This is a genomic window from Pseudomonas gozinkensis (genome assembly GCF_014863585.1).
Classification (GTDB): Bacteria; Pseudomonadota; Gammaproteobacteria; order Pseudomonadales; family Pseudomonadaceae; genus Aquipseudomonas; species Aquipseudomonas gozinkensis.
The window spans coordinates 5,191,451-5,212,553 of the sequence record NZ_CP062253.1 but is presented as its reverse complement, the minus strand read 5'-3'; the positions used below and the strand labels follow the sequence as shown (position 1 = coordinate 5,212,553).

General features: G+C 60.6%; 18 protein-coding genes. 9 read left to right on the top strand and 9 right to left on the bottom strand.

What is annotated here, in order from left to right; all coding sequences use genetic code 11:
- Positions 1-100: 100 nt before the first annotated feature.
- Complete coding sequence (locus IHQ43_RS23120) at positions 101-859, bottom strand: SDR family oxidoreductase (protein ID WP_192562241.1); 759 nt, start codon at positions 857-859, stop codon at positions 101-103.
- A 160-nt stretch (positions 860-1,019) separates the two neighbouring features.
- Between IHQ43_RS23120 and IHQ43_RS23115 the strand changes: the two genes are divergently transcribed.
- The 4 genes from IHQ43_RS23115 (at position 1,020) to groL (ending at position 4,543) form a co-directional block, all read left to right on the top strand.
- Positions 1,020-1,751: a HugZ family pyridoxamine 5'-phosphate oxidase gene (locus IHQ43_RS23115; RefSeq protein ID WP_192562240.1), complete on the top strand. Its 732-nt coding sequence runs from the start codon at positions 1,020-1,022 to the stop codon at positions 1,749-1,751.
- A 65-nt stretch (positions 1,752-1,816) separates the two neighbouring features.
- A complete protein-coding gene (locus IHQ43_RS23110; protein WP_007953217.1) occupies positions 1,817-2,293 on the top strand; it encodes an FxsA family protein in 477 nt (158 codons plus the stop codon).
- A gap of 260 nt (positions 2,294-2,553) precedes the next feature.
- Positions 2,554-2,847 (top strand): co-chaperone GroES, encoded by a 294-nt coding sequence (locus tag IHQ43_RS23105; protein WP_003227685.1) that lies wholly within the window; start codon positions 2,554-2,556, stop codon positions 2,845-2,847.
- 49 nt (positions 2,848-2,896) lie between these two features.
- Positions 2,897-4,543 (top strand): chaperonin GroEL, encoded by a 1,647-nt coding sequence (groL, locus tag IHQ43_RS23100; protein WP_192562239.1) that lies wholly within the window; start codon positions 2,897-2,899, stop codon positions 4,541-4,543.
- A gap of 79 nt (positions 4,544-4,622) precedes the next feature.
- Here groL and IHQ43_RS23095 read toward each other — a convergent pair whose 3' ends face one another.
- A complete protein-coding gene (locus IHQ43_RS23095) occupies positions 4,623-5,366 on the bottom strand; it encodes a phosphatase PAP2 family protein (RefSeq protein WP_192562238.1) in 744 nt (247 codons plus the stop codon).
- A gap of 51 nt (positions 5,367-5,417) precedes the next feature.
- On the bottom strand, positions 5,418-7,367 hold the full coding sequence (locus IHQ43_RS23090) for an LTA synthase family protein (protein WP_192562237.1): 1,950 nt from the start codon (positions 7,365-7,367) through the stop codon (positions 5,418-5,420).
- A gap of 203 nt (positions 7,368-7,570) precedes the next feature.
- Between IHQ43_RS23090 and colR the strand changes: the two genes are divergently transcribed.
- From colR to IHQ43_RS23065, 5 genes are all read left to right on the top strand, one after another.
- A complete protein-coding gene (gene colR, locus IHQ43_RS23085; protein ID WP_007953224.1) occupies positions 7,571-8,254 on the top strand; it encodes a two-component system response regulator ColR in 684 nt (227 codons plus the stop codon).
- Positions 8,244-9,518, top strand: coding sequence for a sensor histidine kinase (locus IHQ43_RS23080; protein ID WP_192562236.1), 1,275 nt, complete (start codon positions 8,244-8,246; stop codon positions 9,516-9,518). The genes colR and IHQ43_RS23080 overlap by 11 nt, the downstream gene beginning before the upstream one ends.
- 161 nt (positions 9,519-9,679) lie before the next feature.
- Complete coding sequence (locus tag IHQ43_RS23075) at positions 9,680-10,348, top strand: class I SAM-dependent methyltransferase (protein WP_192562235.1); 669 nt, start codon at positions 9,680-9,682, stop codon at positions 10,346-10,348.
- 4 nt (positions 10,349-10,352) lie between these two features.
- A complete protein-coding gene (locus tag IHQ43_RS23070) occupies positions 10,353-11,066 on the top strand; it encodes a lipopolysaccharide kinase InaA family protein (protein ID WP_192562234.1) in 714 nt (237 codons plus the stop codon).
- Positions 11,067-11,068: 2 nt separating this feature from the next.
- Positions 11,069-11,296 (top strand): hypothetical protein, encoded by a 228-nt coding sequence (locus IHQ43_RS23065; RefSeq protein WP_011335717.1) that lies wholly within the window; start codon positions 11,069-11,071, stop codon positions 11,294-11,296.
- Between the two features lie 76 nt (positions 11,297-11,372).
- Here the strand turns inward: IHQ43_RS23065 and IHQ43_RS23060 are convergent, their stop codons facing one another.
- The 6 genes from IHQ43_RS23060 to IHQ43_RS23035 form a co-directional block, all read right to left on the bottom strand.
- The gene (locus IHQ43_RS23060) at positions 11,373-14,402 is read right to left on the bottom strand and encodes a multidrug efflux RND transporter permease subunit (protein WP_192562233.1); all 3,030 of its coding nucleotides are present in this window, start codon (positions 14,400-14,402) and stop codon (positions 11,373-11,375) included.
- Between the two features lie 13 nt (positions 14,403-14,415).
- Entirely contained in the window at positions 14,416-15,564 is a 1,149-nt protein-coding gene (locus IHQ43_RS23055; protein WP_192562232.1) for an efflux RND transporter periplasmic adaptor subunit, read from the bottom strand.
- A gap of 147 nt (positions 15,565-15,711) precedes the next feature.
- On the bottom strand, positions 15,712-16,812 hold the full coding sequence (locus IHQ43_RS23050; protein WP_192562231.1) for a DUF1513 domain-containing protein: 1,101 nt from the start codon (positions 16,810-16,812) through the stop codon (positions 15,712-15,714).
- Between the two features lie 14 nt (positions 16,813-16,826).
- A complete protein-coding gene (locus IHQ43_RS23045; protein ID WP_192562230.1) occupies positions 16,827-17,891 on the bottom strand; it encodes an imelysin family protein in 1,065 nt (354 codons plus the stop codon).
- A gap of 26 nt (positions 17,892-17,917) precedes the next feature.
- Positions 17,918-19,345, bottom strand: a complete 1,428-nt coding sequence (locus tag IHQ43_RS23040; RefSeq protein WP_192562229.1) for a di-heme oxidoreductase family protein — start codon at positions 19,343-19,345, stop codon at positions 17,918-17,920.
- A gap of 293 nt (positions 19,346-19,638) precedes the next feature.
- A complete protein-coding gene (locus tag IHQ43_RS23035) occupies positions 19,639-20,985 on the bottom strand; it encodes an imelysin family protein (protein ID WP_007953245.1) in 1,347 nt (448 codons plus the stop codon).
- Positions 20,986-21,103 lie beyond the last annotated feature (118 nt).

Sequence of the window (21,103 nt, the reverse complement as noted above, 5' to 3'; positions counted from 1 at the left end):
AACGCGGTGTGTCATTCAACCTATCAGTTGTCTGATCCAACGCATTCGCGAGCAAGTCGAAGCGTCGAACCGTCGCTCCCACAGTGATTTTTGGTAAGCCTTAAATGCGCAACCCGCCATCCATCTCCAGAATCCGGCCGGTGTAGTAGTCGTTCTCGAAGATGTACGCCGCCGAATGGGCGATCTCTTCCGGCTTGCCCATGCGCTTGAGTGGAATGCCCGAAGTCATTTTCTCCAGCGCTTCGGGTTTCATGCCCAGGGTCATCTCGGTTTCGATGAAGCCCGGAGCAATGCCCGCCACGCGAATGCCGTAGCGCGCCAGTTCCTTGGCCCAGGTCACGGTCGCTGCTGCCACACCGGCCTTGGCGGCGGAGTAGTTGGTCTGGCCGACGTTGCCCGCGCGGGAGATCGACGAGATGTTGATGATCGCGCCGCTGTTCTTCAGCTCGACCATTTTCGCCGCCACTTCACGGGTGCAGAGGAACACGCCGGTCAGGTTGACGTCGATCACCGCCTGCCACTGGGCCAGGCTCATCTTGGTCATCTCGCCGTCCTTGACCTTGAGCAGCAGGCCGTCGCGCAGGATCCCGGCGTTGTTGATCAGGCCGTGGATCGCGCCGAAGTCGGCGGCGACCTGAGCAACCATGTGCGTCACCTGCTCTTCGTTGGCGACGTTGCACAGATAGCTGCGTGCCTCGACGCCCTTGGCCTTGCAGGCCGCGACGGCATCATCGAGTTTTTCCTGGTTCAGGTCGACCAGTGCCAGCTTCGCGCCCTTGCCTGCGAAATACTCGGCCATCGAGCGGCCCAAGCCTTGGCAACCGCCAGTGATAATGATTACTTTGTCGTTGAGTTGCATTCGCATGCCCCCGAGAGCAGGTCAGAGTGGTCCTTATAGGTAGCCTCTCGATCTGCACCGGCCAGGGGCCTGTTGCACATGAGAACTGCCCGATGGCGTGTGGGACAAATCCCATGCGCCCGTCCGTTTTTTCGACGGATTCTATTTAAGGAGTCATAAATTGAGCGTTGAAGCGGCTAAGAATGCCCGAGAATTGCTTCTCAAGGAATACCGTGGCGTGCTGTCGACCCACTCCAAATCGATGCCCGGTTTTCCGTTCGGCTCCGTGGTTCCCTACTGCCTGGACGAGCAGGGCCGGCCGCTGATCCTGATCAGCCGCATCGCCCAGCACACCCATAACCTGCAGAAAGATCCGAAATGCTCGCTGCTGGTGGGTGAGCGCGAGGCCGACGATGTGCAAGCCGTTGGTCGCCTGACCTATCTGGCCGAGGCGGAAAAACTCGAAGCCGCTGCCGCCATCGAAGCCGCCGCCGAGCGCTACTACCGCTATTTCCCCGATTCCCAGAATTACCACAAGGCTCACGATTTCGATTTCTGGGTGCTCAAACCCGTGCGTCATCGCTACATCGGCGGCTTCGGCGCGATCCACTGGGTCGATCACCTGACCCTGGCCAACCCGTTCGCCGGCAAGGCCGAAATCAGCATGGTCGAGCACATGAACAGCGACCACGCCAAGGCCATCGCCCATTACGTCGACCTCGCCGGCCTGCCGAAAACCGTACCGGCGCAACTGGCCGGAATCGACACCGAAGGCATGCACCTGCGCATCGGCCAAGCGCTGTACTGGCTGCCGTTTCAAGCGCCTTGTCATACGCCGATACAAGTGCGCGAGGCCTTGGTTTCTTTGGCTCACGCCGAGGTCTGGCCAAAAAATGCGGTGGCCGACGCTTGAATTCACGAAAGGGCGACGTCATCTAAGGCTTACTGCAAGGCATTTCTTGCGTTGAGGAAACTTTGATGCGCCCTTTTTTGTTGCTCTTTCTGCTGTTCCCGGTGCTGGAGCTGTTCGTATTCGTCAAAGTGGCAGGATCGATCGGATTTTTCCCGGCCCTGCTGCTGATCATTCTCGGCTCGATGTTCGGCGTGTTCGTGCTGCGCGTCGCCGGGCTGGCCACCGCACTCCGTGCCCGTGAAAGCCTGAACCGCGGCGAACTGCCTGCGCAAACCATGCTCGAAGGCCTGATGCTGGCCCTGGCCGGTGGCCTGTTGATCCTGCCGGGCTTCATCAGCGATGTGGTCGGTCTGGTGCTGCTGTTGCCGTTCAGTCGTCGACTGGTCGCCAACAAGATGCGCCAGCGCGCCGAAGAGCAGGCCATGCGCCAGCGAGCGTTCGCCGATGACCTGCAACCTCGCGGCGGTCCTGCACCGCGCCAGCCGCTGGGTCGCGAAGGTGATGTGATCGAAGGCGAATTCGAACACCGCGACACCAAGTAACTTCTGCATCGACACGGCACCTTCGGGTGCCGTGTTCGTTTGTGGGGCTAATTCATGCAGCCTGCGTGAAAATTTTTTAGCCCCCGCCCTTGTAATAAGCTTATGCGCCCTTATGTATCGGTCACCGAAAGGTTTCCGACATTTTGAGTCGGACAGACTTCCGCGGTTCGCTCGACGAGCCGCAACCGGCGCAGGCCGGATTCGTTAAACCCGCCGGGACTACACCGGCCGATGAAAACCACAATTAGGAGAGATCGACAATGAAGCTTCGTCCTCTGCATGACCGCGTCGTTATCCGTCGCAGCGAAGAAGAAAAGAAAACCGCTGGCGGTATCGTCCTGCCAGGTTCGGCTGCTGAAAAAGCCAACCACGGTGTGATCGTCGCTGCAGGCCCAGGCAAGACTCTGGAAAACGGTGAAGTGCGTGCGCTGGCCGTTAAAGTCGGCGACAAGGTTGTGTTCGGTCCTTACTCCGGCAGCAACACTGTGAAAGTCGACGGCGAAGACCTGCTGGTAATGGCTGAGAACGAGATTCTCGCTGTACTGGAAGGCTGATTTCCCGCTCATTTTCCCGCTACTACAAAGTATTTAAGGAATATCGATCATGGCTGCTAAAGAAGTTAAATTCGGCGATTCCGCCCGCAAGAAAATGCTGGTTGGCGTAAACGTCCTGGCTGACGCGGTAAAAGCGACCCTGGGCCCGAAAGGCCGTAACGTGATTCTCGAGAAGAGCTTCGGCGCTCCGACCATCACCAAGGACGGCGTTTCCGTCGCCAAGGAAATCGAACTCGAAGACCGTTTCGAAAACATGGGCGCGCAGCTGGTCAAAGACGTTGCCTCCCGTGCCAACGATGACGCTGGTGACGGTACTACCACCGCTACCGTTCTGGCTCAGTCGATCGTCAACGAAGGCCTGAAAGCCGTCGCTGCCGGCATGAACCCGATGGACCTGAAGCGCGGTATCGACAAAGCGACCATCGCTGTTGTTGCCGAGCTGAAAAAACTGTCCGCGCCATGCACCGACACTAAAGCGATCGCTCAGGTTGGCACCATCTCCGCCAACTCCGACAACTCCATCGGTGACATCATTGCCGAAGCCATGGAAAAAGTCGGTAAAGAAGGCGTGATCACCGTTGAAGAAGGCTCGGGCCTGGAAAACGAACTGTCGGTTGTAGAAGGCATGCAGTTCGACCGTGGCTACCTGTCCCCGTACTTCGTCAACAAGCCAGAGACCATGGTTGCCGAGCTGGAAGGCGCGCTGATCCTGCTGGTCGACAAGAAAATCTCGAACATCCGCGAAATGCTGCCAGTACTGGAAGCCGTTGCCAAAGCCGGCCGTCCACTGCTGATCGTTGCCGAAGACGTTGAAGGCGAAGCCCTGGCGACTCTGGTTGTGAACAACATGCGTGGCATCGTTAAAGTCGCAGCCGTCAAGGCTCCAGGCTTCGGCGACCGTCGCAAGGCCATGCTGCAGGACATCGCCGTACTGACCGGCGGTACCGTTATCTCCGAAGAGATCGGCCTGAGCCTGGAAAGCACCACCCTGGAACACCTGGGTAGCGCCAAGCGCGTGACCCTGTCCAAGGAAAACACCATCATCGTTGACGGTGCTGGCGTTGAAGGCGACATCCAGGCGCGTATCGCTCAGATCCGTGCTCAGGTTGCCGAAACTTCCTCGGACTACGACCGTGAAAAACTGCAAGAGCGTCTGGCCAAGCTGTCTGGCGGCGTTGCAGTGATCAAGGTTGGCGCCGGTTCCGAAGTTGAAATGAAAGAGAAGAAAGCCCGCGTTGAAGACGCCCTGCACGCTACCCGTGCAGCCGTTGAAGAAGGCGTGGTACCTGGCGGCGGCGTTGCGCTGATCCGCGCTCTGAACGCTATCGTCAACCTGAAAGGCGATAACGCTGACCAGGACGTAGGTATCGCTGTTCTGCGTCGCGCTGTTGAAGCTCCGCTGCGTCAGATCGCTGCCAACAGCGGCGACGAGCCAAGCGTTGTGGTCAACGAAGTCAAGAACGGCAAAGGTAACTTCGGTTACAACGCTGCGACTGGCGAGTACGGCGACATGATCGAAATGGGCATCCTGGACCCAACCAAGGTAACTCGTTCCGCTCTGCAAGCTGCATCGTCGATCGGCGGTCTGATCCTGACCACCGAAGCTGCCGTTGCTGACGCACCGAAGAAAGAAGGTGCAGCTGGCGGCGGTATGCCAGACATGGGCGGCATGGGGGGCATGGGCGGCATGATGTAAGCCAGCCTTACCCCTGTAACGAAAAACCCCGCCGGCGCAAGCCAGCGGGGTTTTTTATTGCGTTCAATCCAGCGTCAGTTCAGACACCGATAGGCTGTGCTTTCACAATGGCCTGGCTTTTCAATGCCGGTCGATACAACACGAAGTAATACGACCCCAGACAGATCAGCCAGCAAAAGATCGCCGTCCACACGTTGTGTGAGAAGAAGTGCGCGCCCTGCATCATTCGGCTGATCGAGAACACCGAACCCAGCGCGAAGGCAAAGATGAACGCCTGACGGGCCAGCCGTGGGCGACGGTCACGCAGCACGAAGAACAGCGCAAACAAGGTAAAACCGGTGGCCGCATGACCACCCGGCCAGCAACGGCCAGGCTTGTCGGTCGGCGGGCGATGATCCAGCAGTTTGCTGTAGGTTTCGTGGCCGCCGAACTGTTCCAGGCTCCAGGGGCATTGCACTGCCGTCACGGCTTTCACCGGCGTGACGAAAGAAGTGGCCAGACCCAGCGACAACACCAGGCAACCCAGCTCACGCTTGAACGGTTTGAGCCGGTCGATGAAAAACGCACCGATGAACCCGAGGATGGCAAACACCGAAAAGGCGATCACTACTTGTTTGGCGCGGTCGTGGAGGATGTTTTCCAGGAAGTAACTGTGGCGGCCGATGAAGTCGCCGGCAGCCGGGTCATAGAAGAGCCGGGCCAGATCCATGTCCAGATCGGTCAGCTCCAACAGAACCAGAATGACGGCCGCCACGGCTGGAATGCCCAGGCACAACCAGACATTCAGCGGGCGAGGGGCAGGGCGTACAACGCTTGATGACATGACATATCCAGAGCGGGAAACGCCCCGGGGCATCAGCCCGGGGCGCTTCGATTAACGTTCGCTGACTTGCTCGGCACCCTCCTTGGGCGCTTTCCAGCCAAGCAGCTGTTGCTTGAAGCCATAACTGGCGGTTTGGTAATACGTGATGGCGCGGCTGATCAGCGGGTCGTCGCTGCCGGCTTTGGACTCGCGACTTTCGGTCAGCGCATCGTCATGCCGGCGCAGGCCCTGACGCGGACTGAGGATCGCCAGATCCTTGCCGTCGAACAGTCCCAGGTGCTGATAGTTGCCGACCACGACCCGGGGTGGCAGCGGGTTGTCCTGCAACAGGTTGCGACCGAAGAACGTCGATTGGTAATCGAGGTTCAGCAAACCCAGCAGGGTCGGCGCGAGGTCGATCTGGCTGGCCAGTTGAGCGTTTTCCCGTGGCTCGATCAGCTTCGGTGCATAGATGAACAGCGGGATCTGGTAGTTGCTGATCGGCAAGTCTTCCTTGCCCGCGCTGCCGGCGGTGTGGTCGGCGACGAAGATGAAGATCGTGTTGTCGAACCACGGTTTCTGCCGTGCCTGCTCCAGGAACTGGCCGATGGCATAGTCGGTGTATTTCACCGCGCCATCGCGACCGTTGCCGGACTTGATGTCGATCCGGTTGTCCGGATAGGTGTAAGGGCGGTGGTTGGAGGTGGTCATCAGCTGCAACAGAAATGGCTGCTGTCTGGCGTAATCAGCATCGGCCAGTTTCAGCGTCTGTTTGTACAGATCCTCGTCGGCCATGCCCCAGGCATTCTTGAAGTGAATCTCCGATTCATCGACGCTGCTCTGATCGACGACACGGTAGCCGTTGCCGCTGAAGAACGCGTTCATGTTGTCGAAGTAACCGCGTCCGCCGTAGACGAACACGCTGTCGTAGCCGACGGCACTCAGTTGCTGCCCGAGGCTGGCGAAGCCGCTTTCGCGGCCGATGCGCTTGACGATCGAACGGCCCGGTGTCGGCGGAATGGCCAGGGTGATGGCTTCCAGGCCCCGATCGGTGCGGGTGCCGGTGGCGTAGAAGTTGTTGAAGTACAGACTCTGCTTGCGCAAGGCATCCAGATTCGGTGTCAGGTTGCGCTCATCGCCATTGCTGCCCAGGTACTTGGCACTGAGGCTTTCGATGGTAACCAGCACGATGTTCGGCTTACGCACAGTGCCCGGGTTGTCGATCACCCGGCGGATGTCCTGTGGGTCCTGGCCGATGAAGCGCGCGTTGGGCTCGCTCAGTTCAGCACGGATCTGGCTGGCGACTTTTTCCGGCGACAGACTGCTGTAGAACTGGCCATAGTCCAGCTCGTTGTTACGGAACGCGGCGAAGAACTGATACGGGCCATTGCTCGCCAGTTCATTCTGATAGGCATTGCCGCCCTGAGCGCGCGGCGCGTCCTGGCTGAGCAGTTGCAGGCTCAGACCCGCGACGACCAACAGACCGAACGCATTGAGCAGGCGACCGCGCAGTGGTGGCAGCGGGGCGTCGAGCGCCGCGTTGAAAGGTTTGCGCAACGCGAAACTCAGCGCGACGGCGAGCAACGCAAGAATGCTCAGCAAGGTGCCGATCGGGTACGACTCCAGCACGTTGTTCAGGACTTCATCGGAATACACCAGATAGTCGACGGCGATGAAGTTGAAGCGCACGCCGAACTCGTCCCAGAACAGCCATTCGGCCACGGAGGTGAACAGCATGGCGAACAGACTGACCGTCAGCAGCCCCTGAAGGAACCAGCGATGACCGCGTCGGCGCCACAGGGCCGGCGGACACAACAGCAGGTACAGGCCCAACGGCAACGCGGCATAGGCGAGAAAGCCCAGGTCATACAGCAAGCCGATGCCAAACATGGAAAGCGCTACGCCGCCAGCCTCATCCAGATGAGTCAGCAACAGCACGGTTCGGGTCAGGAGAAACACCACCAGCCAGGCGCCGGTGACCAGTAGCAGAAAGCGCACAGGCGCCGTCTTGAAAAAGTCCATTGTCTACATTCCTTATATCTAATGGCGCGAGAGTCTCGCCTTGTCACTGTAGTCAGGTCGTGAACCGATAGTGAAAAACTTGTTAAGGAATGAATTTGGTTGAAAGACTCGATTTGTGAGGCTTGCCGCCCTAGCCCTGAGTCGGCGATGGTCGTAAGCTGCGCGGGCCAAGACGGCCGCTACCGTGTACGGAGGAGGTGCCCATGCGAATTCTATTGGTCGAAGACAACCGCGATATCCTGGCCAATCTGGCCGATTACCTGGGGCTTAAAGGCTACACCGTCGATTGCGCCCAGGACGGTCTGTCGGGCCTGCATCTGGCCGCCACCGAGCATTACGACCTGATCGTGCTCGACATCATGCTGCCGGGCATCGACGGCTATACCCTGTGCAAGCGCCTGCGCGAAGACGCCCGTCGCGATACGCCGGTGATCATGCTCACCGCCCGCGATCAGCTCGATGACCGCTTGCAAGGCTTCAAGTCCGGGGCCGACGATTATCTGGTCAAGCCGTTTGCGCTGTCGGAACTGGCGGCCCGGGTCGAAGCCGTGATGCGCCGCACCCAGGGCGGCGGCCGGCGTGCCCTGCAGGTCGGCGATCTGAGCTACGACCTTGACACCCTGGAGGTGACCCGCGAGGGCAAATTGCTCAAGCTCAACCCGGTCGGCCTCAAACTGCTGGCGGTGCTGATGCAAAAGAGCCCGCATGTGCTGCGCCGGGAAATTCTCGAAGAAGCGCTGTGGGGCGATGACTGCCCGGACAGCGACAGCCTGCGCAGCCACGTTCACCAGTTGCGTCAGGTGATCGACAAACCGTTTGCCAAACCGTTGCTGCACACCGTGCACGGCGTAGGTTATCGCCTGGCCGAGGGCCGCGATGGAGTTTAAGCAGAGCCTTGCCCAGCGGATCATCATCGCCTTTGCGCTGATGAGCGCGCTGGTGGCCGGGGCGTTTGCGATGGGCATCGTCGCGACCGTGCACCTGGTCGAGGAAAAACTGATTTCCGCCGGGCTGGGCGGGGACCTGCAACGACTGCTGCTGATGGACAACGTCTCGGACTGGAGCCACCGGCCGGAGCCGGATCAACTGTTCTACTTCAGCGGCGGGCCGGGCGATTTCGAGCTGCCCAAGGACCTGCGGCACCTGGATTCGGGTTTCCATGAAGTCTTTCGCGAGCAGTTGTCGTATCACGCGATGGTCGAGATCGTCGATGGTCGGCGTTATGTGCTGCTGCAAGATCAAAGCGATTTCGAAGAGCGCGAGCGCGTACTGTTCGCCGTCGTACTGGTGGGCTTCGTGCTCAGTCTGGCGCTGGCGGTATTCCTTGGCTGGGTGCTGGCGCGCAAGGTGATGGCCCCGGTGGTGCGACTTGCCCGCCAGGTGCGCCATCGCGACCAGTTGCTCGGGCTGGCGCCTCCGTTGGCGCCGGATTACGCGGCAGACGAGGTGGGCGAACTGGCGGTGGCGTTCGATGCCACGCTTGGGCGTTTGCGTCAGGCGCTGACGCGGGAGCGATTGTTCACCAGCGACGTCAGCCACGAATTGCGTACACCGCTGATGGTGTTGGCCAGCTCCTGTGAACTGCTGCTGGAAAACCCGGGAATCGACCAGCGTGGCAAGGCCCAGGTTCAGCGTATTGCGCGGGCCAGCGAAGAGATGCGTGAGCTGGTGCAAACTTTCCTGATGCTCGCTCGCGCCCAGCGTGAAGACGCAGGTGCGGCGCCCCAGCATAACCTCTCGCAAGTGGCTGACAGCTTGCTGTGCCTGTGGCGCGAACCCATCGAATCCAAGGGCTTGCAGCTGATTTTCGAGCCGGGTAATCCCCCCGGCACCCGTTACAACGCGACGCTGCTCAATGCCGTGATGGGCAACTTGCTGCGTAACGCCTTGCACTACACCGAGCAAGGGTTCATTCGCTTGACGCTCAATGCCAACGGTTTTGTGGTCGAGGATTCCGGTGTCGGTATTCCCGAGGAAAAGCGCGAAGCCATGTTCCAGCCCTTCGTGCGCGGCAACGAAAAGCGCGGCGAAGGTCTGGGATTGGGCCTGTCATTGGTTCAACGCATCTGCGAGAACCAGGGATGGAGCGTCACATTGAGCACGATGGAGCCCAATGGCTGCCGTTTCGAGGTGGATCTGGGCAAGCGCTGACCGGTGTTTCTATCACACGAGAGTGCCTCCAATCTGTCTAAATCCTGTATAACCTTGAAATAGTTTGTCGATTTACATGACATTTTTTTCACAAAGGGATGACCTGACGCTGACACGACGCTGCTTAAGGTGGCGTCATCAGTAATTCAGGAGTCCTGGTGATGGCCGGTCCGATCAAGCTCGATTTTTCCGAAAAGTACGACGACAACCATGCGCAGAAATACCTGCGCAAACATCAGGACGGTCTGGGGCGTCGTTTGTCCAACTGGCGGGATCAGCAGTTGGCTCGCAAGGCGTTGACCCTTGTCGGCGAGCCGGGACTGGTGCTGGATCTGCCATGCGGTGCAGGACGTTTCTGGCCATTGCTGGCGGAAAAGCCTAATCGGGTGATCATCGGAGCGGACAACTCCGAGTCGATGATCAAGACCGCCATGCAGGCACAACCGGCGGATGTGGTGAAACGGGTACAACCTTTGCACACGTCTGCGTTCGACATTGCCTTGCCTGATAACGCCGTCGACAGCATTTTCTGCATGCGACTGCTGCACCACATCGGTGAAGCCGAACACCGCCGGGCGATTCTGCGCGAGTTCGAGCGTGTCACCCGGGACAGTGTGATCATTTCATTGTGGGTTGATGGAAATTTCAAAGCCTGGAAACGCAAGCGCGCCGAGAAAAAGCGCGGGCAGGAAGGTTACCAGAACCGGTTTGTGTTACCGGCCGCAACAGTTGAAAAGGAATTCGAAGACGCGGGATTCCGTATCCAGGAACAACTGGACTTCATTCCGCTCTATGCCATGTGGCGAGTTTACGTATTACGCAAGAGGTAAGAGGATGGCAGTGCAATTTGCAGCAGACGCGGAAGTCGCTCCCAAGGATCGCTTCGACTACTACTGGAACCAGCGCGGCGAGTGGGTCGAAGAGCCCAATGTGCGCCGTGGTGGCGAAAGTGGTGTGCAACGGGTCATGGGACGCGAAGGCCAACTGCTGTATGCCAAACGCCAGACCGGACATATCTATCGTAGCTGGCTGCATCCGTTCGGTCGACCGACCGTGTTGCGCGAACTGGATGCTCTGACCGGTGTATCCAGACTTGGCGTCCGGGTGCCGGAAATTGTTTTTTGCGGTGCTCAGCCCGATCCTCAGCACAAGTGGCGCGCGCTGTTGGTGACCAAATCGCTCGATGGCTTTCAGGAACTTGAGCATTGGGAAGCCGGCGGTGGTCGCGAGCAGTACGGTGAAGCGGTGTATGAGCGAGTGCTCAAGGACCTTGCCGAAAACCTGGCGCGCATGCACAAGGGCCGTTGGCAGCACAGCTGCATTTACATCAAGCACGTCTTTGTGCGGGTGAGCGGTGAAGGTGATTCGGCCAAGGTCGAAGTCGCCCTGATCGATCTGGAGAAATGCCGTCAGCGTCTGACCGCTCATCGCGCGGCCGCCCATGACATGAAGCAACTGCGCCGCCACTCGTCGTTCAGCGCTACCGACTGGAAAAAACTCGTCTACTTTTATGAGACGGCGTTTGGCAGCGCTATCAAAGGTTTATAGCGATGAAACTAGAAATTGCACGAGGTTTGTTTCTGGTAGGAGCCTTGGCAGTTGCATCATTGGCGGTGGCGGCCTGGGAACAGCCACGCATGCAGGTGATCGGCGCCTCGGCGAGCGATCCGCATTGCCCGATGCCACGGGTGGCGAAAGCTGCCGTGGCCACTCAGCCGGACCATGATCTGTTGCTGTTCATGTTCGGACTTTCTCAAGGGATGAGGCCGCAGAGTTGAATCGATTGAAATCTCTTTCTTCAAGAGCCAAAGGCCTCGCTGATGCGAGGCCTTTTTATTGCGTCATGGTTTTTTATCATGGCTTGGGATCGGGTTTCGCCAGCACGGTGTAAACGCAGGGCAGGACAAACAGCGTGAACAACGTTCCGATCGACATCCCTGTGGCAATCACGGTTCCGATGTCGAACCGGCTGACGGCGCCGGCGCCGGTGGCCACGATCAGCGGCACCATGCCGAACACCATCGCTGCGGTGGTCATCAACACCGGACGCAGACGAATCGCCGCCGCTTCCTCCACCGCCTCCCGAGGCGTGAGGCCCTTCTCCTTGCGCAACTGGTTGGCGAACTCGACAATCAGGATCCCGTGCTTGCTGATCAGCCCGATCAGCGTCACCAGCCCGACCTGGGTATAGATGTTCATGCTCGACCAGCCGAGGAACAGCGGAATCAGCGCCCCGCAGATCGACAACGGCACGGTCACCAGAATCACCAGCGGATCGCGGAAGCTTTCGAACTGCGCCGCCAGCACCAGGAAAATGATCGCCAGGGCCAGGGCGAAGGTGACCCACAGCGCGCTGCCTTCCTGAACGAACTGCCGGGATGCGCCGCCGTAATCGAAGGCAAAACCGGCCGGGGCTTCCTCACGGGCGATCTGCACCACGCTGTCGATGGCCTCGCCCATGCTCACCAGTGGAAAGCCGGACAGCTTCGCGGCGTTGAGTTGCTGGAACTGATTGAGTTGTCGCGGTCGTGCGCGGTCGGTCACGGTGATCAGGGTCGATAGCGGCAGCAGTTCGCCCTGGGTGTTTTTCACGTAGTAGTTGTTCAGCCAGTCCGGGTTGTCGCGGTAGGCCCGTTCGACCTGGGCGATGACCTTGTAGCTGCGGCCCTCGATGGTGAACCGGTTGATCTCGGCTTCGCCCAGCAAGGTGGCGAGGGTACCGCCCAGATCCTGCATCGAAACGCCCATCTGCGCGGCCTTGGCGCGGTCGATGTCGACCACCACTTCGGGTTTGTCGAAAGCCAGGTCCAGGTCGACGAAGGCGAACTTGCCAGACTCCATGGCGCGCTTCTTGATCCGGTCAGCCACTTGCAGCAACAGCTCGTAGTCGTTGGCGGTGTTGATCACGAACTCGAACGGCAGGCCTTCGCCGGTGCCGGGCAGCGACGGCAGGTTGAAACCGAAGATCTGCAGGCCCGGAATGCCTTCGAGTTTGCCCTGTACCTGCGGGAGGATTTCCATTTGCGTGCGGCTGCGTTCGTTCCACGGCTTGAGCAGGAAACCGCCGATGCCGCTCTGCACGCCGTTATAGCCGTTGATCTGGAACGAGGAGTAGTACTCCGGAAACTCCTTGAAGATCTTGATGAACTCGTCGGTGTAGGTGTTCAGGTAATCGAGGTTGGTCGGCTGCGGAGCGTTGGCCATCATGAAAATGATGCCCTGATCCTCGTCAGGCGCCAGTTCCGATTTGGTGAACTTGAGCAGCACCGGAATCAGGCACAGCACGATCACCGCAAACACCAGCACCACCGGCCGGGTGTTTAGCGTGCCGTGGAGCATGCTCTGATAGCGCCGCTTGAGGCTGTCGAAAATCCGGTCGAGGCGATGGGCCAGACCGCTGGGGTTTTCGTCATGGCGCAGCAGCACGGCGCACATCATCGGCGACAGGGTCAGGGCGACGACGCCGGAGATCACCACCGCCCCGGCGAGGGTCAATGCAAACTCCTTGAACAGCGCCCCCGTCAGCCCGGTGAGAAAACCGATCGGTGCGTACACCGCCGCCAGGGTGATGGTCATCGACACCACCGGCATGGCGATTTCCCGGGCGCCTTCGAGCGCGGCGTCCAGCGGTGTCTTGCCTTCCTCGATGTGCCGGTGGATGTTTTCCACCACCACAATCGCGTCGTCGACCACCAGCCCGATGGCCAGCACCATCGCCAGCAGGGTCAGCAGGTTGATCGAGTAGCCCATCATCTGCATGAAGAACATCACGCCGATCATCGACAGGGGAATGGTCACCACCGGAATGACCACTGAACGCAGCGCACCGAGGAACAGGAACACCACCACGATCACGATCAGCACCGCTTCGAACAGGGTTTTCACCACTTCGTCGATTGAGGCCTGGATGAACAGCGTGGCGTCGTAGGCGATCTCGCTCTTGAGGTTGGGCGGTAGCTGGGCCTCCAGCTCCGGCATGATCTTGCGCACTTCCTTGATCACGTCCAGCGGGTTGGCGCCGGGCGTGGCCTTGATTCCGATGTACACCGAAGGCGTACCACCGAACGAACTGATGGAGTTGTAGTTTTCCGCGCCCATCTCCACCCGTGCCACATCGCTGAGCAACACCCGGCTGTCGCCACTGACTTTTAGCGGGATCTTGCCGAAGGCTTCGGCGGACTTCAGTTCGGTGTTGGCGTTGATGCTGGTGACCACGTACTCGCCTTTCACTTCGCCGGCGGCGGAGAGGAAGTTGTACTGGCGCACCGCGTTGGTCACGTCGCTGGCGCTGAGGCCGAAACCGGCGAGTTTCACCGGGTCGATCCACAGGCGCATGGCGAACACCTGATTGCCGAGAATCTCCGCCTCGGCCATACCCGGCAGGGTCGCCAGTTTTGGCTGGATCACCCGCGACAGGTAGTCGGTGATCTGCGGGTTGTTGAGCTCCTTGCTGAAGAAGCTGATGTACATCAGCGCCGAGGCATCGGCGGCCTCTTTGCTCAGCACCGGGTCCTCGGCGTCCTGAGGCAGTTTGTTCTTCACCTCGTTGGCCTTGGCCAGCAGCTCGGTGAACAGCCGGTCACTGTTGGAACCGATGCGCGCGTAGATCGAAATCACCGAGAAGTTCTGACGACTGACCGAGGTCATGTAGTCGATGCCCTCGGCGCTGGCCAGGCTCTGTTGCATCGGCTGGGTGATGTAGCCCTGGATGGTTTCGGCGTTGGCCCCGGGGTACGCGGTGGTCACCGTGATCAGGGCGTTTTCCATTTGCGGATATTGGCGCAACGGCAGCTTGCTCCAGGCCTGGAAACCCAGCAGCACAATCAGCAGGCTGACCACGGTGGCGAGCACCGGGCGACGGATGAACGGATCGGTAAAAGCCATGGGGTTTCCTTGATCAGTCGGCGCGGGGCGGACTGTTCTGCTCGCCGAGGGTCTTGTCGTCGCTGATGGCAATGTGGGCGCCGTTGTCCAGTTTGATCTGGCCGGCCGTCACCACCTGTTCGCCGCTCTGCACGCCCTTGTTGATCATCACCTGGCCATCGCGGCGTTCGCCGGTCTCGACGAACCGACGCTCGGCGATCAGCACCGGCTGGCCCTTGTCGTCCTTTTCGACGGTGCCGTCTTCGGCTTTCTTCTGGGTGACCACGTACGTCGAGTTGCCGTAGAGGGTATAGGTGATCGCGCTTTCCGGGACCACGATGTGTTTCTGCGGATCCGGCAGCAGCACTTCGATGCTGGTGAACATGCCCGGCAGCAATTTGCCATCGGGGTTGGCCAGGGTGGCGCGTACCAGGATGTTGCGGGTGGTGCTTTCGACGATCGGGTTGATGGCGCTGATGGCGCCGGTGAAGTTCTGGCCGGGATACGCCGCGACCGTAACCTGCACCGGCTGACCGATGGCCAGTTTCGGCACCGACTGTTCAGGCACGTAGAAATCGGCGTAGAGGCTGCTCAGATCCTGCAGGGTGGCGATCTTGGTGCCGCTGGCGAGGTAGTCGCCGATGTCGACGAGGCGGATGCCAATGGTGCCGCTGAAGGGCGCGACGATGCGTTTTTTCGCCAGCGCCGCATTGAGTTGATTGACCGTGGCCTTGTTCTTTTGCAGCTGCGCCGAGAGCCGGTCGAATTCGCCCTTGGAGATGGCACTGCTGCCGACGAGCTGGCTGCCGCGACCGTAATCCAGCTGTGCGAGGCCGAGATCGGCCTTGGCGGTTTCGAGGAAGGCGGCTTCGACGGCGCTGTCCAGTTGCAGCAACGGTTGGCCGGCCTTGACCTTCTGTCCCGATTCGAATTTCAGCTCGGTGACGGTGCCGGCGTTCTCCAGACTCAGGTCGACGCCTTGCAGCGCCTTCAGCGTACCGACGGTGGGCAGGCGCATCTGCCACGGGCGTTCGACAGCCGTGGCCACGGCAACGCTGATCGGCGGCTTCGGTCTGGAAAAGCCCTGGATCATCGTATAGATCGAGAAGGCCTTGTAACCGGCGAGAAGCAGAACGATCAGCAGTACAACACCCAACATGATCAGCATGCGGCGACGCAGCATATTTCCAGTTCCTTGGAGAAAATCAGGCGAGACAGGCGGGCACATTACCCCGAGTCCGGCAGGGATTCCAACTGCCAGTTTTTACCGGGTGTAAGGGAGGAAGGTGGAGAAAAGCGCGGCCGCCGACCGAGCGGTCGGCGGCGAATTTCAGGCCATCAGATGAAGATGGTTGTCCCAGAGCCCTGCGGGCAAATCCAGCGGTTTGGCCAACAGATCGTCCTGACGGCAATCGTAGTAGCGGCAGCGTCCCTGACCGGAGGTCACGACGAAGCCGTCCTTCACCGCACCGACGCCGGCGCAGTCAGGCAAGGGCGCGTCGAGACGGACTTCGCCACTGTCCAGGTCCCAGATGAAGAAGCGGTTGCCGCGCGGCGCGGTCAGTGCCACCAGACGCAGGTCGCTGTGCACCGCGACGCTGGCGGTGTAATGCCCCATCGACTGCAGCTGATGGTCCGGCACCGGGAACGCCACGAAAGGCTGGCCCGGACGCTTGATCGCCAGCAGCTCCGAGCGTTCGTGGGAAGGCCCCATGAATTGCTGGCCGGCGACGATGGTGCCGTCGCTGGCGATCCCCAAATGCCGCACGCTGTTCATCTGCTGGGCGAGGGTTTCCTTGCTCAGCAGGGTGCCGTCGCGCTGCATCAGCACCAGGCTCGGTTCCATGGCGTCGAGGTTCATGTCGACCCGGCTTTCGGCCTCGGTGCGGATCCCGCCGTTGGCCACCACCAGGGTTTCACCGTCGGGCATCCACGACACCTGATGCGGGCCGAGACCGTGGGTGGAAATCTCGCCGCTGTGCACCAGCCGTTCGCCTTCGAATTTGTACACCCCGAGCAGGCCACGGCCCGGATCGCTGGTGTCGTTTTCGGTGGCGTACAGGTAGTCGCCGCTGTGGTGGATCACCGCGTGGCCGTAGAAATGCCGGTTCGGCTGCGAGGTCACGGTCTGCAGCAATGCACCGTTGCGCAGGTCGATCAGGTAGCTCTCGGTGCCCGGCCGGCGGGCAACGAACAGTGCGATCGGCAGCGTCGGGTGATTGATGATGTCGTGGCAGCGCTGGCCGACTTCGGTGGCGAACACCTGAGTGCCGTCCAGCCGATAACCGACGGCGTAATGCTTGCCGTCGGTGTCGTCCCGCGCCGACAGCAGCAGCGGGCTTTGGTCCTTGCGTTTGAACAGCGTCCAGCCGCCCAGTGTCACTGCTCCCAGCAGCAAACTACCTAAAGTCAGAGCCTGGCGTCGCAGCATGGCACGTGCCCTCATCAGTCACCGTCGTTGGCGTTGAAGCCCAGTTGGATGCCCAGCGCCTTGGCCAGCTCGCCTTCGTGCAGGCGGTGGACGACGTTGAGGCTGTCGTAGATGTCGTTGAGCTGCTGGCGACCGGCGTCATCGTTGAGCATTTCGGTCAACGAGCGCTGAGTGCTGCCGAACAGTTTGAGCGACGCCGCGTAGGCTGCATCGATCTTGTCCGCCAGCGGCTTTTGCTCGGCCGGCAACAGGCCGCGCAGGCCTTTGTTGTCGACGCCTTCCCAGACAGTTTTGGCTGCTGCGAGGCTGGCTTCCAGCGACTCCATGGACGACTGGCTGCGCCATGCGTCAGCCTGGAACGGCTGAGGGACGCCCTTGCTCTGACGGCCCATCGGCGTGCCGAGTTTTTTCTTCAGGGTGTCGAGGGCGGTGACCTGTACCCGCAGCAGATCGGCGATCGCTTCGTGGGAGTCGGCGTAGCGCTGGTTCGGGAATTTGCTCATCTGCGCGAGCATGCCGTCGGTGTTGTTCCAGCTGCTGAGAATCTCTTCGGCCAGTTGTTTCTGACGCTCGCCGATGGCTACCAGCAGTGGGCAGTACTTGGCTTTCTGCGCGTCGTTGGCGACGTCAGGCTTGGCGTCGAACAGGATGTACTCGTAAGCGGACAGGCCTTGAACCACAACGCTGGATTTGGCGAGTGCGGCGGCATCGATCTGCGGCTGCGCGACGACCAGTTGCTCGACCTGACGGCCGACCAGGTTTTTCTTGTCCGGCCAGAACTGCACCTGCCACGAACGGTTGCCCTCGGCCAGCGGGCCGATCAGCAGCGGTTGCAGCTCGGCCCAGGCTTTCTGCGCGTGCAGGAAGTCGGCGCGGGCGGTGTCCAGCGACTCTTTGCCCTGGCAGTAGGCGAGGGCGCTGACGGCCAGTTGCTTGTCGGCTTCGACCCAACGGGTGTAGGTCGGCAGGATCACCGATTTGGCGATGGCCGCCGAGGTGACCGCTTGCGGATCCTGCGGCGAGCACGCGCCGAGGGCCAGTGCGGCAAGGCTGGTGAACAACAGCTTGGGACGGAACATGTCGGGCTCCCGATTCTTTTAAATGTTTAAAGTGAGTTCAAGAACGCCAGCAGCGCGGCACGCTGCTCGGCGTTGAAAGACAAAACCTGTTGCTGCGCCGCTTTCGCTTCGCCGCCATGCCAGAGCACGGCTTCGAGCAGGTTGCGGGCGCGGCCGTCATGCAGAAACTGGGTGTGGCCGCTGACCGCCTGCGTCAGGCCGATGCCCCACAGCGGCGGGGTGCGCCAGTCGCGGCCGGAGGCCTGGAATTCGGTGCGGTTGTCCGCCAGGCCTTCGCCCATGTCGTGGAGCAGCAGATCGCTGTACGGGCGAATCACTTGATTGGCCAGTTCAGGTTCGGCCGCGTTGGCGGCAGTGGTGTATTTCGGCGTGTGACAGGACTGGCAACCCGCCTGGAAAAACAGATTCTTGCCGGCCAGCACTTGCGCATCGTTGACCCCACGGCGGGCAGGAACGGCGAGGTTGCGGCTGTAAAACAGTACCAGGCGCAGGATATTGTCGCTGACTTCAGGTTCGCCGTCCGGGCCATTGCCGTTCGGCGCCTGTTTGCAGGCGGTTTGCGCGTCGGTGCAGTCATCAAACGGTCTCAGGCTCGTGGTGAGGCCCATATCACCAGAAAACGCGTGAACATTTTGTTGATTGAGGTTCGGTTGGCCGGCTTTCCAGCCAAATCGGCCCATGACGGTCTTTTGCTGCTCATCGTCCCAGACCCGGTTTGGCCGGCCGTTGATGCCGTTGTTCTTTTTGGCCTGGGCGGTGGCGTTGGCGAGGATCGCTTCTTCCGGGATCGCTTCGAGCAGGCCCAGGCCGATCATCGGCGGTGCAATGCGTGCAGAGAAACGCGTGTCCGGGTGCATCGGGCCGTAGCCGAGCTGGGTGATCTGCAAGACCGGTTTTCGCAACTCGACCTCGGTGCCGTCCTTGAAGCGGACCGGCACTGGCGTGTAATCGACCCGCACCTTGCCTTCCGGCGCGACGCCGGGGACGGCCATGTCCTGGAACTGGCCGCCGTAGACCGGCTCGGGCACCACGCCGACCTGTTCGATGACCTTGGCATAGGCCGGCGCATCGGGAATCGACAGGCGCACCAGCATCGAAACTGCGTTGGCCGCATCCGGCGTCGGCGGATGACCACGGCCGTCCTTGATGTGGCAATTCTGGCAGGCGTTGGTGTTGAACAGCGGGCCGAGGCCATCGCGGGCCGTGGTGGTCGACGGCGCGATCACCCACGGGCTGCGAAAGAAACTGTTGCCGACACTGAAGTCCACCCGCCGCGACGGTGGCAGGTTGGCCGACGGCAGGGAAAACGCGTTCTGATCGCTCTTGCGCACGGTCGCCGCGCCGCCGGAACGGGCCTCACCCGGCTCGGCCTTGGTGAAACGCGGGGCGTCATCGCAGGCACTCAGGCCCAGGGCCAGAAACAGTGCGGACAAGCGAAGAGGCAGCGAGGGCATCAGACTTCCTGCAAGAGGGGCGAATTTAAAGGCGCAAAGTCTAACAGGGCGAGGGGGTTTGAATAAGAGGAATTATCGTTTGCTTGATTTGCGGCAGGGTTTCACTTGAGACCGAGGTGTGCCTATCGCTGGCAAGCCAGCTCCCACAGTGATTGATGGCGTACACGGATTTTGCAAACACCCGGAAACCTGTGGGAGCTGGCTTGCCAGCGATGGGGCCATCAGCATCATCACAAAAAATAGTTATGAAAAAGGCGACCCTAAGGTCGCCTTTTTTAACGCGGACGCTGTGATCAGAACTCGTGATCGGCGTTGTCCGGGTTCAGGTCGCTGATGCCCAGTTTGCCGGCAGCGGCTTCGATCGAACCGGTCTGCTTGACCAGCGAAGCGATGGCGTCACGGACAATCTGGTTGCCGGCGGTGTTGCCGGCGGCGATCAACTGGTCGTAGTGCTCACCCTTGTTGGCGTGATCGACCATGACCTGGATCTTGGCTTCGGTAGCGGCCAGATCGGCTTTCAGCGCGGTGTCGGCAGCCGGGTCGACCTTGGCCACCAGCGACGACAGGCTGGCGCCGGTCATTTTGGTGCCGTCGACGCGGGTGTACTCGCCCAGGTAAACGTTACGAATGCCCTTGGCATCGTAGAAGTGCGAGTTGTGGGTGTTGTCGCTGAAGCAATCCTGTTCGTCTTCCGGGGAGTTCGCTTCCAGGGACACTTTCATGCGCTCGCCGGCCAGTTCGCCCAGGGACAGACTGCCCATGCCGAACAGCATTTTGCGCAGGCCGCTTTCAGCCGGTTCGGCTTCCAGGGTGGCGCGGTAGTTGTCGGCCACGTTCGGCTTCCAGTTGCCGACCATTTCTTCCAGGTCGCTGACCAGCAGCTGGGTCACGGCTTTCAGGTAGGCACGACGACGGTCGTTGTGACCGCCGGTAGCGCCGGCGCCTTCCAGGTAGTCCGACGCAGGACGGTTGCCGGCGCCAGGCCCGGTGCCGTTCAGGTCCTGGCCCCAGAGCAGGAATTCGATGGCGTGGTAGCCGGTGGCAACGTTGGCTTCGGAACCGCCCAGCTCGTTCAGGCTGGCGAGTTTTTCCGGGGTGATGTCCTTGACGTCGACCTTGTCTTCGCCGACCTGGACTTCGGTGTTGGCGATGATGTTGGCGGTGGCGCCCGGGTTGCCCAGTGCGTGTTCGTAGGATTTGTCGACGTAGTCGATCAGGCCTTCGTCCAGAGGCCAGGCGTTCACCTGACCTTCCCAGTCGTCGATGATGGTGTTGCCGAAGCGGAATACTTCGCTCTGCAGGTAAGGAACGCGGGCGGCGACCCAGGCAGCCTTGGCGGCTTTCAGGGTGTCGGCGTTCGGCTTGGCGAGGAACGCGTCGATGGCGGTTTGCAGGGTTTTCGCGGTGGATTCGGCATCGCTGTAAACGGCGAAGACCATGTCGGCGTAGTGCGAGACAACGGCTTTGCCGGCGGCCTCGTCGACTTTACCGGCAGCAGCAGGCGCAGCCGGTGCAGCGGTGCTCGCAGCCGGAGTCGGCGCAGGAGCGGCGGCCTTTTCTTTGTCTTTACCTTCGCCGCAACCGGCGAGGGAAATAGCGATGGCCAGCAGACTGGCGGTAGCCAGAGGCATACGAATCATGGCGAACATCCTGCTTCGGTAATTGAGTGGACAGGCGCGGGGGTGCGCAAAAGCTGCGACATAATGCAAATCTTTCGCATTATGTGTAAAGGGTTGTAGCTGGAAATATTTCCTATTT